The sequence below is a fragment of the Paraburkholderia sp. genome (assembly GCF_049581445.1).
Lineage (GTDB): Bacteria > Pseudomonadota > Gammaproteobacteria > Burkholderiales > Burkholderiaceae > Paraburkholderia.
The window spans coordinates 1-16359 of the sequence record NZ_JBAURZ010000131.1 but is presented as its reverse complement, the minus strand read 5'-3'; the positions used below and the strand labels follow the sequence as shown (position 1 = coordinate 16359).

The following is a 16359-nucleotide window of genomic DNA, read 5'->3' as shown; positions in this document are numbered from 1 at the left end:
AATGAGCGGTATCGATCCTACGCAATTTGGCAAAGTGGCAGTGCTGCTCGGCGGCGAATCGGCCGAGCGCGAAGTGTCGCTCAACTCGGGCCGCCTCGTGCTGCAAGGCTTGCGCGAGGCCGGCATCGATGCACATCCGTTCGACCCCGCTGAGCGCGAACTGGCGGTGTTGAAGGCAGAAGGCTTCGTGCGCGCGTTCAACGCGCTGCATGGCGGCTATGGCGAAAACGGCCAGATTCAGGGCGCGCTCGATTTCTACGGGATTCGCTACACGGGTAGCGGAGTGCTCGGCTCGGCGCTGGGTCTGGACAAGTTTCGCACCAAGCTCGTGTGGCAACAGCTCGGCGTGCCGACGCCGCCGTTCGAAGCGGTGATGCGCGGCGACGACTACGCAGCGCGTGCAGCGGACATCGTGACGAAGCTCGGCCTGCCGCTCTTCGTAAAGCCGGCAAGCGAAGGTTCGAGCGTCGCGGTGATCAAGGTGAAAAGCGCGGACGCGCTGCCGGCTGCGTTGGAAGAAGCCGCAAAGTTCGACACGATCGTAGTGGTGGAAAAGAGCATCGAAGGTGGCGGCGAGTACACCGCGTGCATCGCGGGCTCGCTGGATCTGCCGGTGATCCGCATCGTGCCGGCGGGCGAGTTCTACGACTATCACGCGAAGTACGTCGCCAACGATACGCAGTACCTGATTCCGTGCGGTCTGGATGCGGCTGAAGAAGCGCGCCTGAAGACGCTGGCGCGTCGTGCCTTTGACGTGCTCGGCTGCACTGATTGGGGCCGCGCCGATTTCATGCTGGATGCACAGGGCAATCCGTATTTCCTGGAAGTGAATACGGCTCCTGGCATGACCGATCACTCGCTACCGCCGAAAGCGGCGCGCGCGGTCGGCATCAGTTACACCGATCTGGTTGTAAGCGTCCTGGCGCTTACGCTGAAGGATTGATTTAATCGTTATGTGGAACAACGTTCGCCAGCTCAATTTCGCTTCCAATGCGTTGCATGCGTTGTTAGTGCTCGTGCTGCTGGCGGCCGGCGGAATCTGGCTGATTCAGCGGCCGAGTTTTGCGTTGCGCGAAATCAGCATTGATGGCGATACCGAGCACATCAATTCGCCGACGGTGCGCGCGGGTGTAGTGGGCCGGTTGAAGGGCAACTTTTTTACCGTGGATCTGGACTCGGCGCGGCAGGCATTCGAGCAGATGCCGTGGGTGCGTCACGCAAGTGTGCGGCGCGTTTGGCCGAATGAGCTGGCTGTCACGCTAGAGGAGTACAAACCGCTCGGGACGTGGGGCAGCGATCAGCTGGTGAGTGTGGACGGCGAGTTGTTCACCGCCAACCAGGGGGAACTCGAAGCGGATCTGCCGGCTTTTGATGGCCCCGATGGCACGGCGCAGGAAGTGGTCGCGCGCTATCGCGACTTTACGAAGTGGTTTGCGCCGCTGGGTGCGAAGCCGGAAGAAGTGACGCTGTCGCCACGTTATGCATGGACGGTGAAGCTGTCGAACGGGATGCAGGTCGAACTGGGACGCGAGCGCAATCAGCAAACGCTGTTAGATCGCAGCCGGCGGCTGACAGCCGCGTGGGCAGCAGTGACGCAACGTTGGGGGAAGGATATCGAGTATGCAGACTTGCGCTATCCGAACGGTTTTGCGATTCGCGCGGCAGGCATGCGCTTTATCAGCGAACCCGACAAAGGCAAGAAGTAACGGAACATCACACGCAATGAGCACGCTATGAGTAAAGACTATAAAGATCTGCTGGTCGCCCTCGACATTGGGACGTCGAAGGTCGTGGCCATCGTCGCCGAGCTGAAGGGCGAAGGTCACTACGAGGTGATCGGCCTCGGCCAGAGCGAATCGAAGGGGCTCAAGAAAGGCGTGGTGGTGAACATTGAAGCCACCGTGCAGTCCATTCAGCGCGCGCTCGAAGAGGCCGAGCTGATGGCCGACTGCAAGATCACCAATGTATTTACCGGGATTGCCGGTAGCCATATCCGCAGCTTCAATTCGAGCGGCATGGTGGCGATCAAGGAAAAGGAAGTGACGCAGGCCGATGTGGCACGCGTGATCGAGACGGCCAAGGCGATCAACATCCCGACCGATCAGCAGGTGCTGCACATCCTGACGCAGGAATTCATCATCGACGGTCAGGAAGATGTGCGCGAGCCGATCGGCATGAGCGGCATTCGCCTCGAGGTGAAGGTGCATATCGTGACGGGCGCGGTGAGTGCGGCGCAGAACATCGTCAAGTGCGTGCGCCGTTGCGGCCTTGAAGTGAATGATCTGATCTTGCAGCCGCTGGCGTCGTCGCTGGCGGTGCTGACGGAAGACGAGAAGGAACTGGGCGTGGTGCTGGTCGATATCGGCGGCGGCACGACGGATATCGCGATCTTCAGCGAAGGCGCGATCCGTCACACCGCAGTGATTCCGATTGCGGGCGACCAGATCACGAGCGACATCGCGATGGCGCTGCGTACGCCGACGCCGGATGCGGAAGACATCAAGGTGGATTACGGCATCGCCAAGCAGGCACTCGCCGATCCGGACGAGATGATCGAAGTGCCGGGGCTGGGCGAGCGCGGTCCGCGCACGCTGTCGCGCCAGGCGCTGGCAGCGGTGGTCGAGCCGCGCGTTGAAGAACTGTTCTCGCTCGTGCAGCAGGTGGTGCGGGAATCGGGTTACGAGGAGCTGCTGAGCTCCGGTGTCGTGCTGACGGGCGGCGCATCGATGATGCTCGGCATGGTTGAACTCGGTGAAGACATTTTCTTGAAGCCGGTGCGCATTGGCGTGCCGGAATATGCAGGCGGTCTTGCTGATGTCGTGCGTAATCCGCGTTATTCGACGGCGATGGGTCTGCTCGTTGAAGGTCGTTCGCAGCGCATGCGCGGCCGCAAAGTCGCAGTGCAATCAGGATCGATGGGCCAGGTGTTCACGCGGATGAAAGACTGGTTCCTGGGTAATTTCTAAAGCATTCGTTGTTCGCAAAGTTTTAGACGGGTTCGACGAATTTTCGAAGTACGCGCTGGTGCCGGCGGCTGGCGCGCGACAGGAGGTTGCCCGATCTCCTGCCGAGTAACGGCCGAGTGGCAGCAATTTTTTATCTTGACGGAGGCAACAATGGAATTCCAGATGCTGGAAACCGAAACCAACGGCACCATTATCAAGGTGGTCGGAGTCGGTGGCGCTGGCGGCAATGCCGTTCAGCACATGATCAACAAAGGCGTGCAAGGCGTCGACTTCATCGTGATGAACACGGACGCGCAGGCTTTGTCGCGTTCGCGCGCTACCGCGGTGATCCAGCTCGGCAACACCGGTCTGGGCGCTGGTGCCAAGCCGGAAATGGGCCGCGCCGCAGCAGAAGAAGCACGTGAACGCATCGCAGACGCACTGCGCGGCGCGCACATGGTCTTCATCACGGCAGGCATGGGCGGCGGCACGGGCACGGGCGCAGCGCCGGTGGTTGCGCAGATCGCCAAGGAAATGGGTATCTTGACTGTTGGCGTGGTCAGCAAGCCGTTCGAATTCGAAGGCGGCAAGCGGATGCGCGTGGCAGAAGCAGGTTCGCAGCAACTGGAGGATCACGTCGACTCGCTGATCGTCGTTCTGAACGACAAGCTGTTCGAGGTGATGGGCGATGACGCCGAGATGGATAAGTGCTTCCAGTGCGCAGATGACGTTCTGAACAACGCAGTCGCAGGGATCGCGGAAATCATCAACGTCGACGGTCTGGTGAACGTCGACTTCGAAGACGTGAAAACGGTGATGGGCGAGCAGGGCAAGGCGATGATGGGCACGGCGACGGTCGCCGGCGTCGATCGCGCACGTCTGGCCGCTGAGCAGGCTGTTGCTAGCCCGCTGCTGGAAGGTGTTGATCTGTCGGGGGCACGCGGTGTGCTGGTGAATATCACGTCGAGCCGTTCGCTGCGCCTGTCGGAAACGCGCGAAGTGATGAACACCATCAAGAGCTATGCGGCGGAAGACGCTACCGTGATTTTCGGCGCGGTATACGATGATGCGATGGGCGACGCACTGCGCGTGACGGTCGTGGCGACGGGTCTGGGCCGTGCTGCGAAGAAGCAGCAATCGGCTCCGATGACGCTGCTGCGTACCGGCACCGACAATCAGCCGATCGGCGGTCATCAGCACGCATATGCGCCGCAGCAGCATCACACGAGTACGGCAGACTACGGCTCGCTGGATACGCCGGCAGTGTGGCGAACTTCGCGTGACACGGCGGCATCGCACGTGCAGGCGCTGCAGGAAAAGGGCGTCGATACGTACGATATCCCGGCATTCCTGCGCAAGCAGGCGGACTGACCACACGGGCGGCCTTTCGCTGCGGCACGTTGTTGTGACGTGTCAGCAGGAAATGCACGAGCGTGGCGGGTGGAACGGCAAAGCAGGCCGCGTTTCCTGAAACACGCGGCAAGGACAGGTGCCCTCTTCGGATTCGCGAAGCGGAAAGGGCGACTGTCGCCGGCAGAAAGCGCAAAAGTAGGGGCAGGTGCGCGACTGCACGATCCACTGCGACACGACGGCGTGCGGGCATGCTCCGCATCGACGTGAAGGACTGAGCATGAGCAAGATCAAGGTGGGTGAAAAGCTACCCGACGCAATCGTCTTTGAATTAATAGAAGACGAGCGTGCGGGCTGCACGATCGGGCCGAACAGCTTCGACGTGCGCGAGCAGACCGCGGGCAAACGCGTGGTGATCTTCGGATTGCCGGGCGCGTTCACCCCGACCTGTTCGGCCAAACATGTACCGGGTTACGTCAAACATGCCGCGCAGTTGCGCGCTGCTGGCATCGACGAGATCTGGTGCGTGTCCGTCAACGACGCGTTTGTGATGGGCGCGTGGGGACGCGATCAGCACACCTCGGGCAAGGTGCGCATGATGGCGGACGGGAGTGCGGCTTTCACGCGGGCGCTCGGTCTGGAGCAGGATTTGTCGGCGCGCGGCATGGGAATCCGTTCCCAGCGCTACGCAATGGTGGTCGACGACGGCGTGGTCAAGACGCTGAATGTTGAGACGCCCGGCAAGTTCGAAGTCAGCGATGCAGAGAGTATCCTCGCTACGTTGAGCTAGTTTGTGCGTGCCAAATGGCTGTTTTCTGGCGCTTCGTTGCGCCGGGGCAACGGTAGCATGGCATTCATGTGACAAGCCGTAACGCGGGCTGATGACCGGAAACGCCTCCGTTTCGGACATCGGCCCGTCACGCTTTTGGCCATTGGGTAATGTAGCGAAACAGATTGATACGCTCCCCGCAACAACCTTCCCTAGGGGATTGGAGTATACTTCGCGCTATGGAATAAAAAGTCCCGATTGGGATTTTCAATCGAACAGAAGATCACCATGTTGATGTTGAAGCAGCGCACTATCAAATCGATCGTCAAGACCGTCGGAATCGGGGTTCACTCGGGCCGTAAGGTCGAGTTGACGCTCCGCCCAGCCGGTCCTGACACGGGCATCGTCTTCACGCGCGTGGATTTGGACACGCCGGTGGAGATCCCTGCAAACACCATGTCTATCGGCGACACACGCCTCGCGTCCGTGTTGCAGAAGGACGGCGTGCGCGTGTCCACCATCGAACATTTGATGTCCGCCTGCGCCGGCCTCGGCATTGACAACATGTATGTCGACGTGACCGCCGAAGAAATTCCGATCATGGACGGCAGTGCGGCGACGTTCGTTTTCCTGATCCAGTCGGTGGGCGTAGAAGAGCAGAACGTCCCGAAGAAATTCATCAAGGTTACGAAGCCGGTTCAAATCGTCGACGGCGACAAGTTTGCCCGTCTGGAACCGTTCTTCGGCTTCAAATTGAAGTTCACGATCGATTTCCGTCACCCGGCCGTCGACAAAACCGGCCAGGCGCTGGAAGTGGACTTTGCGCATACGTCTTATGTGCGCGACATCGCACGAGCACGTACGTTTGGTTACGCCCACGAAGTGGAGATGCTCCGCGAACTGGGCCTCGCCCGTGGCGCAAGCCTCGACAACGCGATCGCGCTCGACGAATACCGCATCCTGAACAATGACGGCCTGCGTTACGACGACGAGTTCGTCAAGCACAAGATGCTCGACGCAATTGGTGACCTGTATGTGGTGGGCCATCCGTTGCTGGCTTCATACACGGCTTACAAGTCGGGCCACGGCCTGAACAACGCACTGCTGCGCGAACTGCTGGCTCACGAAGACGCGTATGAAATCGTCACCTTCGACGACACCCGCAAAGCTCCGCGCGGTTTTGCGTTCGACACGCAGACGGCGTTTGCCTGATTCCGGCGGCGCGTACTGCGCAGCGGATTGAACGAAAAATAAGCGGCCCTGATGGGCCGCTTATTTTTTGGGTTCGCGATTCTTGAGGTGCCGGGCAGCCATTTTGGCCAAGGCCGCCTGCAGGGGCGAAGGGGCGAGGGACTCGCTTAGCGCATGCAGGGCATCCGCGCCAACCGGCGTCATACGCGCCTGTTTGATGGGCGGGGGTTCCTTCACCGCCTGCGGACGCACGCGAATCCTCAGCGCATTCACCGCCCAGCCGCGCTGCTGTAAATCGGACAACAGCCGCGGTTCGAGGTGCCGTAAACGGGCCGCGAGCGCGTTGTGGCCTGCAAATAGTGCCAGTACGCCATCCTTGATAAACCCGGGCTCGACGCTCGATGCCAGGTAATCCGGCAGCAACTGGCGCAGATCCCGCTCGAGTGCGGCAATCTGCTCGACGCCGGCGCGCAGGGCGGCAAACGCATCGGTGCGCTTGAGCACCTCGGCGAGCGGTTGCGGGCGGCGCGTATTGAACTGCTTCGGCGGCGGCCTTGAAAACGACGGGGAGCGGCTCATGTAGGGTAGTAGCGGCGTGAGCGCACCCAGTGCGCACTCACGCCCGGATTGTACCGCGCGGGATGCCCTCCCGGCCTGCTCCGACGGGGGCTGCCAAGGACGGCGCACGCTGGCCCGACGTCGCGCCTGAGACACAGGCGTGCGCTGGGGCGCGTGCTAAAATGCCCGATTCGAATTCACTCTTGGACTAAGCCGCCGAGGCAATTCCGACCCCGGGCCAGTATGTGGGCAAACCGCATGCTGTGAACCAGCCGAAGCCGCGACGCAGACACCGATCCGATGACCACCGGTTTTCTACAAAAGATTTTTGGCAGCCGCAATCAGCGGCTAGTCAAGCAATATCAAAAGACCGTCACGGCGATCAATGCGCTCGAGCCGCAGATCGAGCAATTGACGGATGATCAACTGCGCGCCAAAACGGGTGAATTCCGCCAACGCGTCGCGAGCGGCGAATCGCTCGACAAGCTGCTGCCTGAGGCCTTCGCGGTCTGCCGCGAGGCCAGCAAGCGCGTGCTGAAGATGCGTCACTTCGACGTGCAGCTGATCGGCGGCATGGTGCTGCATTACGGCAAGATCGCGGAAATGCGCACCGGCGAAGGCAAGACGCTGGTCGCTACGCTGCCGGTGTATCTGAATGCGCTGTCGGGTCGCGGCGTGCACGTCGTGACGGTGAACGACTATCTCGCGCAACGCGACGCCGAATGGATGGCGCGTCTGTACAACTTCCTGGGTCTGTCGGTCGGCATCAATCTGTCGCAGATGGATCACGCCATGAAGCAGCAGGCCTACGCGTCGGACATCACGTACGGCACCAACAACGAATTCGGCTTTGACTACCTGCGCGACAACATGGTCTACGAGACCGACGCGCGTGTGCAGCGGTCGCTGAATTTCGCGGTGGTCGACGAAGTGGACTCGATCCTGATCGACGAAGCGCGTACGCCGCTGATCATCTCCGGCCAGGCCGAAGATCACACCGAACTCTACGTGCGCATGAATGCGCTGCCGCCGCTGCTCGAACGCCAGATTGGCGAAGAAAAGGCTGACGGCACCGGCGTCGAAAAACCGGGCGACTACACGCTGGACGAAAAGGGCCGTCAGGTATTCCTGACGGAATCGGGCCACGAGAAGGCGGAGCGTTTGCTCTCCGAGTGGGGTCTGATTGGCGAGGGCGAAAGCCTGTACGCACCCCAAAACATCACGCTGATGCACCACGTGTACGCCGCGCTGCGCGCCCACACGCTGTTCTTCAAGGATCAGCACTACGTGGTGCAGAACGGCGAAGTCGTGATCGTCGATGAATTCACCGGCCGTCTGATGTCGGGTCGCCGTTGGTCGGATGGTCTGCACCAGGCGGTGGAAGCCAAGGAACACGTCAAGATCCAGAGCGAAAACCAGACGCTCGCTTCGATCACGTTCCAGAACTACTTCCGTATGTACGCCAAGCTGTCGGGCATGACCGGCACGGCGGATACCGAAGCGTACGAATTCAACGAGATCTACGGGCTGGAAACGGTCGTGATCCCGACCAATCGTCCGCCCAAGCGGATCGACAAGCAGGATCAGATCTACAAGACCGCGAAGGAGCGTTACGACGCGGTCATTCGCGACATCCGCGATTGTCACGAGCGGGGTCAGCCGGTGCTGGTGGGTACGACCTCGATCGAAAACTCCGAACTGCTGTCGCATCTGCTGAAGCAGGCCGGTCTGCCGCACGAAGTGCTGAACGCCAAGCAGCACGCGCGTGAAGCGGAGATCGTGGCTGAAGCGGGTCGTCCGCAGCGCGTGACAATTGCTACCAACATGGCCGGTCGCGGTACCGACATCGTGCTGGGCGGCAACGCCGAGAAGCAGGCCGCGTTCATCGAAGCCGATCCGGCAATTCCGGAAGACGAGAAGCAGCGGCGCATCCAGAAGCTGCACGACGAGTGGCAGGAGTTGCACGACAAGGTGAAGGCCGCGGGCGGTCTGCACATCATCGGCACTGAGCGCCACGAATCGCGCCGTATCGACAACCAGCTGCGTGGCCGTGCCGGTCGTCAGGGTGACCCGGGTTCGTCGCGCTTCTATCTGTCGCTGGAAGATCCGCTGCTGCGCATTTTCGCGGGCGACCGCGTGCGCTCCATCATGGACCGCCTGAAGATGCCGGAAGGCGAAGCGATCGAAGCGGGCATCGTCACGCGTTCGATTGAGTCGGCGCAGCGCAAGGTAGAAGCACGCAACTTCGATATTCGTAAGCAATTGCTCGAATACGACGACGTGTCGAACGATCAGCGCAAGGTGATCTACCAGCAGCGCAATGAATTGCTCGAAGCGAATGACATCACGGAAACCATCGGCGCTATGCGTCATGGCGTGATTACGGACATCGTCCATCAATTCGTGCCGGCTGGCAGCATTGAAGAACAGTGGAGCGTCCCCGAGCTGGAAGAAGTGCTGCGCAACGAGTGGCAGCTCGACCTGGCTATTCAGGAGATGATCAACGAATCGTCGTCCATCAGCGTGGATGAGATTCTCGAAGCGGTTACCGCGGCTGGGGACGAAACCTACGAAACGAAGGTCGAACAGGTGGGCCGCGAAAACTTCAGCGGCTTCGAACGCTCGATCATGCTGCAGACGCTGGATCGTAGCTGGCGTGAGCATCTGGCTGCGCTGGACCATCTGCGCCAAGGCATTCACCTGCGCGGTTACGCGCAGAAGAACCCGAAGCAGGAATACAAGCGCGAAGCATTCGAACTGTTTGCTGCGATGCTCGACTCAGTAAAGCTCGAAGTCACGCGGGTTGTGATGAACGTGCAGATCCAGTCGCCGGAGCAGTTGGAACAGGCTGCCGAGGATTACGAAGATCAGGGCAGTCATTTGGAGAACGTTGAGTTCCGCCATGCTGAATTCGCCGAAGCTGCAGCTCCGGTTGCTGCAGAGGCGGCGACTGCCGCGATGATCGGCGACGCCATGAGCCACGGCGCGCATGCGGCTGCAGAGCCGCTTGGCGACAATGTGCCGAAGGTCGGACGTAATGATCCGTGCCCATGCGGCAGCGGCAAGAAGTACAAGCAGTGCCACGGCAAGATTGCGTGAGATTGACAACGGCGCGCGCAATGCGCGCCGTGTCGTTTCATGCAGCGCCTTGCTGTTTGATTTCGCGGTGGTACGGCACTAGCCGGAACTACCTCTTCTGATTGTCCAATGCCGGCTCCATGCCGGCATTTTCAACTTCGACAGGTCGCGACCATGGCTGTCAACTTCCCCTCGATCGATCCCGCTCAACTCCACCCCATCGCCGGCGTCACGCTAGGCTGGGCGGAGGCGAATATCCGCAAACCGAACCGCAAGGACGTGCTCGTCATTTCCGTCGAGGAAGGCGCGACGGTGGCGGGTGTTTTCACGTCGAACCGGTTTTGTGCGGCCCCCGTCACGGTGTGTCGTGAGCATCTCGAACGTGTGCGCGCGGGCGGCAAGGGCATTCGCGCGCTGGTAGTGAACACGGGCAATGCGAATGCAGGGACGGGCGAACCGGGACTCGCTCACGCTCGTGAAACCTGCGTCGAACTCGCGCGCCTGGCGGATATTTCGCCGGACCAGGTACTGCCGTTTTCGACGGGCGTGATTCTCGAGCCGCTGCCGGTGGGTCGTCTGAAAGCCGGTCTGCCTGCCGCGCTCGCCAATCGTCAGGCTGCCCACTGGTATGACGCCGCTCAGGCCATCATGACGACCGATACGCTGCCGAAAGCGGTCTCGCGTCAGGTGACGATTGACGGCCATACTGTGACGCTGACCGGGATCAGTAAGGGCGCCGGCATGATCAAGCCGAATATGGCCACCATGCTCGGCTTCCTTGCGTTCGACGCCGTAGTGTCGCAACCGGTTCTCGATGAACTGGTCAAGCACGTCGCAGACCGCTCGTTCAACTGCATCACGATTGACGGCGATACATCGACCAACGACTCGTTCATCCTGATCGCCTCGGGCAAGTCGAGCCTGCCGGCCGTGACGTCCACCGATTCGCCTGTTTATGCGGCGCTGCGCGACGCAGTGACGGAAGTCGCGCAGACGCTGGCGCAGCTGATTATCCGCGATGGCGAGGGCGCGACCAAATTCATGACGGTGCAGGTGGAAGGCGGCGCAAATGTCGCGGAATGCCGCCAGATCGCTTATGCGATTGGGCATTCGCCGCTCGTCAAGACGGCCTTCTATGCGTCGGACCCGAACCTCGGCCGCATTCTCGCGGCAATCGGCTATGCGGGCGTGACGGATCTCGACGTGGGCAAGATCGACCTGTACCTCGACGACGTGCTAGTAGCAAAAGCAGGCGGCCGGAATCCCGACTACCGTGAAGAAGACGGTCAGCGGGTCATGAAGAAGGCAGAGATCGCGATTCGCGTGGTGCTGGGACGCGGCGACGCGCAAGCCACCATCTGGACTTGCGATCTGTCGCACGACTACGTGAGCATCAACGCCGACTATCGTTCCTGACCCGTATCCGATCTGTCTTCATTCTTAGCCATGGACAAACTCGAACAGTTTCTGACTCGCGCCGAAGCCCTGCTCGGCCGCCTGGAGGCCGTGCTTCCGCCTGCTACGCCGGACGTGAACTGGTCGGCTGCCGTTGCATTTCGCTGGCGCAAGCGCCAGGGGCGCGGCTATTTGCAGCCGGTGCCGGCCATTTCCGACATCACGCTGGACGACCTGCAGAACATCGACCGCCAGAAGGGTCTGATTGAGCAGAACACGCGTCAGTTCGTGAGCAAGCAGCCAGCCAACAACGTGCTGCTGACGGGGGCGCGCGGTACCGGCAAATCTTCGCTCATCAAGGCTTGCCTGAATGCGTATGCCAAAGACGGTCTGCGGCTGATCGAGGTGGATAAGGACGATCTGCATGACCTGGGCGACATCGTTGATTTGATTTCGGAGCGGCCGGAGCGCTTCGTGGTCTTCTGCGACGACCTGTCGTTCGAGGACGGCGAGTCCGGGTACAAGGCGCTGAAGGTGGCGTTGGACGGCTCCGTGGCCGCGCAGTCCGATAACGTGCTGATCTACGCAACCTCGAACCGCCGTCATTTGTTGCCCGAGTACATGAGCGACAACGAGACGTACAAGCACACGTCGGACGGCGAGATTCATCCGGGCGAAGTCGTGGAAGAGAAGATTTCCCTGTCGGAGCGTTTCGGCTTGTGGGTCAGCTTCTACCCGTTCAAGCAGGATGACTATCTGACGATCGTCGGACACTGGTTGCAGCATTTCGGCTGCGATGCTACAGAAGTCGAAACCGCCCGGGGCGACGCACTTGTCTGGGCATTGGAGCGGGGTTCGCGCTCTGGCCGGGTGGCGTGGCAATTTGCGCGCGACTGGTCCGGCCGGAAGTCACGCGCATGACGGACACGACAAACGTCGCGAACCCTGCTGGGCGCCCCGTCACCGAAGTGGCCGTGGGCGTGCTGGTGCAGCCGGACGGCCGCTATTTGCTGGCCCAGCGACCTGCCGGTAAGCCTTACGAAGGCTACTGGGAATTTCCGGGCGGCAAACTGGAAGTGGGTGAATCGGTTGAGGCGGCGCTCGCCCGCGAACTGCACGAGGAACTGGGAATCGATGTGCTCGCAAGTCACCGTTGGCATACGCTGGAGCACGATTACCCGCATGCCTACGTTCGCCTCTATTTCTGCAAGGTGACGCATTGGACCGGCGAGCCGCACGGCCGCGAGGGGCAGGCGTTTGTCTGGCAGTCGCTACCCGCCACGGTATCGCCGCTGCTGCCGGCTACTATTCCTGTGCTTGAATGGCTTGCTGCGGAATAGTGTTCAGATAGTCAGCATGACGGAGCCCTGACGGGGGCCACGGGTTTTTCAACGCATTGATAGCGCTAGCGAGAGGCACGCGTGGATTCCGCCACGCGCTGGTGGACAGGGTCACGTTCAAGCATTGCCGTGCGTAGCGGGCCACGGCGAATCAACCGCGCTTAGTGCGGGTTGTAATCGCCGCTCGGCGTATCGTCGGAAGGCGCTTCCTCGTCAGTGCCGCCGATCTTGTACTTCTCAGCGGCCCATGCTCCGAGGTCAAACTGCTTGCAGCGCTCGGAACAGAACGGGCGGAAGCGACTTTCAGGTGTCCAGCGGACTTCCTTTGCGCACGTTGGGCATTTAACGGCAGTGATCATTCGGTCAGGCAATCAATCGAAAACGGGACAAGTGTCCAATATAGGGGCATTTTCGCCGTTTCACAGGCGTGGCCCGTTTGTTACAGGCTGCAAAGCATGAGATGGAACGGCACGTCCACGTCGACCGCGCGCGGGCGCAGATCGCCGTCCTGAACGGTAAATCGGACCCACAGCATGTACTTGTTCGCGCTCGCCTCGGGGATGACCCGCAATTCGGGCGACACACGAACCTGCATCAACTGATACGAGCGGCCCGACAGCATCTGCTGATAGCTGCCTTGCATCGCCATTACCTTCGAGGCCTGGCCAGACTCGCGCGCAAGCCGCAGGACGATGGTCGCGGCGTCGCGCAACGGCAGCAGCGGTGTGACCCACTTGGCGATGTCCTGGCGGCGTTGATCAGGATGCAATTGCTGCCAGGCGTAGTAAGAGGGCAGGTCAAACTTGCAGGTTCCACCCGGAATGATGGCGCGGCTGCGAATGCTCGCCAACCACTCGTTGTCTGCAAGATGCTGGCCAGTCTTGCCTTGCATTTGCGATAGACCTGCAAGGGTTTGCTCGATTTCGCCCAGCACGGCCTCAAGCGCGTTCTGCTCGATGCCCGGATTGCCACGGAAGGGCGCTAGCGTCTGGCGTTGCCGTTCGAGTTCCTTCATCAGATCTGACTTCAGATCCGCGCGACCCGCAACTTCCGAGATTTCGAACAGGCTCGTCAGCGCGACGTGATGTTCCCTGGGATCTTCCTGAGTCAGAAAGAACGTGAAGCGCTCGAACAGGTCTTCGAGGCGCAATAGCGTCCGGATTCGCTCGTTGAAGGGATACTCGTAAAGGATCAAGCGGGCTCGCCTCGGGCGTGGTCGGTGACTGGATTGCAGAACATTCTAATGCGGTGAGACTACCCTAGCAATCACACACTTTTTCCTTATGCTTTCGCGGGTTTTTTGGTGTGTTTTGGTGCAATTTTGTGCAGGCTTTGCGTTCGGTTTTGGCGCGCTGTGCTAGATGGTGCGGCGGGTTACCGCAATTCCGCTCTACGCGCGGGAGCCGCCACTAAGCGCCCTCCGTTGTGCCTTGAGATTCAAGTGCGGGACAGGGACAGATAAAGTGTGTGTAGCGTTTCGACTTGGGTACCCAGGTCCTCGATCGAGGTGTCCTCGTTGACAATCACGTCGTCGGCCGCGGCGAGTCGCGCGTCGCGGGTTGCCTGGCGTGCCATGATCGCCAGCACTTGCTCGCGGGAGAACGCGTTGCGCCGCATGACGCGGTCAATCTGCGTCTCGACGCTGCAATCCACCGTTAATACTCGCTCGACGCGGGTCTTCCAACTGCCCGATTCGACCAGCAGCGGCACAACCAGCATCACGTAAGGTCCGGTAGCGGCGAGCCTCGCGCGTTCGGTTTCGGTGCGGATCAGCGGATGGGTGATGGCTTCGAGACGGCGGCGGGCGCCTTCGTCGGTGAAGACCAGCGTACGCATCCGGGCGCGATCAAGTGAGCCGTCAGGCGCGATGAACGAGGCGCCGAATTCCGTGGCGATCTTTGGCATGGCGACACCACCTGGCGCCGTGATCTGATGCGCGATCAGGTCAGTGTCGACAATCGTCAGGCCGCGCGCGGCAAAGAGGTCCGCGACGGTTGACTTGCCGCTGCCGATGCCGCCCGTCAATCCCACAGCAAACATGCGTCAGCCTCCTAAAGCAAGATAGAGCGGTGTGCCGAGAAACAGCGTGATCGCGCCGCCCGCCGCGAGAAACGGCCCGAACGGCAACGGTTCTTCAAAGCGCATGCGCCCACGCCATGTTGCCGCAAGGCCAACCACCGCACCCGCTACCGCTGCGATGAGCACGATCTGCGGTAACGCGGCCCAGCCGAGCCATGCGCCGAGCGCGGCGAGCAGCTTGAAGTCGCCGTAACCCATGCCTTCGACACCGCGCACCAGCTTGAATATCCAGTGCACGACCCACAGAACCAGATAGCCGGCAATTGCTCCCGCGACTGCGTTGTGCAGGCTGGCGAACATGCCGCCGAAGTTGACGATGAGCCCGGCCCACAGCAGAGGCAGCGTCAAGGAATCGGGCAGCAGATGAGTGTTTATGTCGATCGCGCTCATCACAAGCAAGGCCGCGCACAGGCCATATGCTGCGACAGCGGTGAGGCTCGGACCGAACAGCACAAGCGCGCTGACTGCGCACGCTGCACTGGCGATTTCGAGCAGCGGGTAGCGCACGGTCACATGCGCTTTGCATGCAGAGCAGCGGCCGCGCAATATCAGATAGCTCAGCACCGGAATATTCTCCCACGCGCGCAGTACGTGTCCGCAGTGAGGGCATGCGCTGCGCGGCAGCCACAGGTTGTAGCGCTCGGGCAGGCCGTCGTCTTCGAGAGGCTGGTCGGTGGTGTCGCTGACCTCCTCGCGCCAGGCTCGTTCGAGCATGATCGGCAGACGGTGCGCGACCACGCTCAGAAAGCTGCCAATCACGAGGCCAAAGACGATCGCGAACGCAACCTGTACGCCGGCCGGCAGTGTGCCGAAGGTGGTGCCGAAGCCGATCGTGAAGTGATCGGGCAGCGCGCTGAAGGGAGAGACTGACACGGATGCTTGGGTCGCCGGCATAGAGAAAAGGTTGGATTCGGCTGCGATGCTACACCACGTTGCCGAGTTGAATAATGGGAAGATACATCGCAATAACCAGTCCGCCGACTAGTATGCCGAGCACGATGATCACCAGTGGCTCGCACAGACTCGCGAGCGTGCCGATCTTTTCGTCAACCTGACGATCGCTGAAGGAAGCGACGTCGATCAGCATGCTGTCGAGTGCACCGGACTCCTCTGCAACTGCGACTGGCTGAATAACCTCCGGCGGAAAGCAGTGCGCTGCCCGCATGGCCGCAGCAAGGCGTTCACCGCGCCGCAAGCGGGCCGCGATTTCGACGGTGGCGCGATCGAAAAATGCATTGCCGGTGGCGTGGGTCAACGAATCGAACGCATCGGCGAGTGGCGTGCCCGCTGACAGCAGTGTGCCGAGCGCGCGGCTCCAACGTGCGGCGCACAGCGTCGACAGCAGTGCGCCCGCAATAGGCAGCCTGAGCGACAGGCGGGCAAGCGAGACGCGCGCTGTGTCGGAACGCCGTAGAAGGTAAGCGATGGCGAAGCCTACGCCGCCGGCCAATGCCAGCACCGGCAAACTCCAGCGGGCCGCCCCGGCCGATAACGCCATGACCAGTTGGGTGGGCGCTGGCAGACGTGCGCCGAAGCCATCGAAGATCTGCTTGAAGGTTGGTACCACCCAGATGAGAAGCGCTGCCGTGATGGCTACGGCAAGCAACAGGATCGCCACCGGATAGGTAAGCGCGGCCCGCACCTTGGCGCGTTG

Annotated in this window: 16 protein-coding genes; 10 read left to right on the top strand and 6 right to left on the bottom strand. The window is 61.1% G+C overall.

Features of this window, described 5'->3' with window-relative positions; translation table 11 throughout:
* Position 1 precedes the first annotated feature (1 nt).
* The 6 genes from WCA85_RS12075 to lpxC all read left to right on the top strand — a co-directional run bounded on the left by WCA85_RS12075 (position 2) and on the right by lpxC (position 6276).
* On the top strand, positions 2–943 hold the full coding sequence (locus tag WCA85_RS12075) for a D-alanine--D-alanine ligase (protein ID WP_424064109.1): 942 nt from the start codon (positions 2–4) through the stop codon (positions 941–943).
* A gap of 10 nt (positions 944–953) precedes the next feature.
* Positions 954–1706 (top strand): cell division protein FtsQ/DivIB, encoded by a 753-nt coding sequence (locus WCA85_RS12070; protein WP_424064107.1) that lies wholly within the window; start codon positions 954–956, stop codon positions 1704–1706.
* 27 nt (positions 1707–1733) lie between these two features.
* The gene (gene ftsA, locus WCA85_RS12065; protein WP_012434417.1) at positions 1734–2966 is read left to right on the top strand and encodes a cell division protein FtsA; all 1233 of its coding nucleotides are present in this window, start codon (positions 1734–1736) and stop codon (positions 2964–2966) included.
* A gap of 150 nt (positions 2967–3116) precedes the next feature.
* The gene (gene ftsZ, locus WCA85_RS12060; protein ID WP_331597565.1) at positions 3117–4316 is read left to right on the top strand and encodes a cell division protein FtsZ; all 1200 of its coding nucleotides are present in this window, start codon (positions 3117–3119) and stop codon (positions 4314–4316) included.
* A 259-nt stretch (positions 4317–4575) separates the two neighbouring features.
* The gene (locus WCA85_RS12055) at positions 4576–5085 is read left to right on the top strand and encodes a peroxiredoxin (protein ID WP_424064104.1); all 510 of its coding nucleotides are present in this window, start codon (positions 4576–4578) and stop codon (positions 5083–5085) included.
* A 273-nt stretch (positions 5086–5358) separates the two neighbouring features.
* Positions 5359–6276, top strand: coding sequence for a UDP-3-O-acyl-N-acetylglucosamine deacetylase (lpxC, locus tag WCA85_RS12050; protein WP_424064138.1), 918 nt, complete (start codon positions 5359–5361; stop codon positions 6274–6276).
* A 60-nt stretch (positions 6277–6336) separates the two neighbouring features.
* On the opposite strand, the gene WCA85_RS12045 is transcribed toward lpxC, so the two are convergent.
* Complete coding sequence (locus tag WCA85_RS12045; RefSeq protein ID WP_424064102.1) at positions 6337–6834, bottom strand: DciA family protein; 498 nt, start codon at positions 6832–6834, stop codon at positions 6337–6339.
* A 279-nt stretch (positions 6835–7113) separates the two neighbouring features.
* Between WCA85_RS12045 and secA the strand changes: the two genes are divergently transcribed.
* The 4 genes from secA to WCA85_RS12025 all read left to right on the top strand — a co-directional run bounded on the left by secA (position 7114) and on the right by WCA85_RS12025 (position 12626).
* Positions 7114–9912: a preprotein translocase subunit SecA gene (secA, locus tag WCA85_RS12040; protein ID WP_424064100.1), complete on the top strand. Its 2799-nt coding sequence runs from the start codon at positions 7114–7116 to the stop codon at positions 9910–9912.
* Positions 9913–10065: 153 nt separating this feature from the next.
* Positions 10066–11307 carry a bifunctional glutamate N-acetyltransferase/amino-acid acetyltransferase ArgJ gene (argJ, locus tag WCA85_RS12035; protein WP_424064098.1) on the top strand — a complete coding sequence of 414 codons (1242 nt, stop codon included), beginning with the start codon at positions 10066–10068 and terminating at the stop codon, positions 11305–11307.
* A 30-nt stretch (positions 11308–11337) separates the two neighbouring features.
* A complete protein-coding gene (locus tag WCA85_RS12030) occupies positions 11338–12207 on the top strand; it encodes an ATP-binding protein (RefSeq protein WP_424064097.1) in 870 nt (289 codons plus the stop codon).
* Entirely contained in the window at positions 12204–12626 is a 423-nt protein-coding gene (locus WCA85_RS12025) for an NUDIX domain-containing protein (protein ID WP_424064095.1), read from the top strand. The genes WCA85_RS12030 and WCA85_RS12025 overlap by 4 nt, the downstream gene beginning before the upstream one ends.
* 161 nt (positions 12627–12787) lie before the next feature.
* Here WCA85_RS12025 and WCA85_RS12020 read toward each other — a convergent pair whose 3' ends face one another.
* The 5 genes from WCA85_RS12020 to WCA85_RS12000 all read right to left on the bottom strand — a co-directional run.
* A complete protein-coding gene (locus WCA85_RS12020) occupies positions 12788–12985 on the bottom strand; it encodes a DNA gyrase inhibitor YacG (RefSeq protein WP_424064094.1) in 198 nt (65 codons plus the stop codon).
* Positions 12986–13065: 80 nt separating this feature from the next.
* Positions 13066–13821, bottom strand: a complete 756-nt coding sequence (gene zapD / locus WCA85_RS12015) for a cell division protein ZapD (protein ID WP_424064092.1) — start codon at positions 13819–13821, stop codon at positions 13066–13068.
* Positions 13822–14063: 242 nt separating this feature from the next.
* The gene (coaE, locus tag WCA85_RS12010; protein WP_424064090.1) at positions 14064–14666 is read right to left on the bottom strand and encodes a dephospho-CoA kinase; all 603 of its coding nucleotides are present in this window, start codon (positions 14664–14666) and stop codon (positions 14064–14066) included.
* 3 nt (positions 14667–14669) lie between these two features.
* Positions 14670–15599 (bottom strand): prepilin peptidase, encoded by a 930-nt coding sequence (locus WCA85_RS12005; protein WP_424064089.1) that lies wholly within the window; start codon positions 15597–15599, stop codon positions 14670–14672.
* A gap of 28 nt (positions 15600–15627) precedes the next feature.
* Positions 15628–16359 (bottom strand): type II secretion system F family protein (locus tag WCA85_RS12000; protein WP_424064087.1); only part of this gene is annotated, 732 nt, incomplete at its 5' end.

Coding starts and splice junctions, on each gene's coding strand:
- coaE (WP_424064090.1), bottom strand. CDS start 14,666: ATGTTTGCTGTGGGATTGACGGGCGGCATCGGCAGCGGCAAGTCAACC.
- WCA85_RS12075 (WP_424064109.1), top strand. CDS start 2: ATGAGCGGTATCGATCCTACGCAATTTGGCAAAGTGGCAGTGCTGCTC.
- ftsA (WP_012434417.1), top strand. CDS start 1,734: ATGAGTAAAGACTATAAAGATCTGCTGGTCGCCCTCGACATTGGGACG.
- WCA85_RS12045 (WP_424064102.1), bottom strand. CDS start 6,834: ATGAGCCGCTCCCCGTCGTTTTCAAGGCCGCCGCCGAAGCAGTTCAAT.
- WCA85_RS12005 (WP_424064089.1), bottom strand. CDS start 15,599: ATGCCGGCGACCCAAGCATCCGTGTCAGTCTCTCCCTTCAGCGCGCTG.
- argJ (WP_424064098.1), top strand. CDS start 10,066: ATGGCTGTCAACTTCCCCTCGATCGATCCCGCTCAACTCCACCCCATC.
- secA (WP_424064100.1), top strand. CDS start 7,114: ATGACCACCGGTTTTCTACAAAAGATTTTTGGCAGCCGCAATCAGCGG.
- WCA85_RS12030 (WP_424064097.1), top strand. CDS start 11,338: ATGGACAAACTCGAACAGTTTCTGACTCGCGCCGAAGCCCTGCTCGGC.
- WCA85_RS12055 (WP_424064104.1), top strand. CDS start 4,576: ATGAGCAAGATCAAGGTGGGTGAAAAGCTACCCGACGCAATCGTCTTT.
- WCA85_RS12020 (WP_424064094.1), bottom strand. CDS start 12,985: ATGATCACTGCCGTTAAATGCCCAACGTGCGCAAAGGAAGTCCGCTGG.
- WCA85_RS12025 (WP_424064095.1), top strand. CDS start 12,204: ATGACGGACACGACAAACGTCGCGAACCCTGCTGGGCGCCCCGTCACC.
- WCA85_RS12070 (WP_424064107.1), top strand. CDS start 954: ATGTGGAACAACGTTCGCCAGCTCAATTTCGCTTCCAATGCGTTGCAT.
- lpxC (WP_424064138.1), top strand. CDS start 5,359: ATGTTGAAGCAGCGCACTATCAAATCGATCGTCAAGACCGTCGGAATC.
- ftsZ (WP_331597565.1), top strand. CDS start 3,117: ATGGAATTCCAGATGCTGGAAACCGAAACCAACGGCACCATTATCAAG.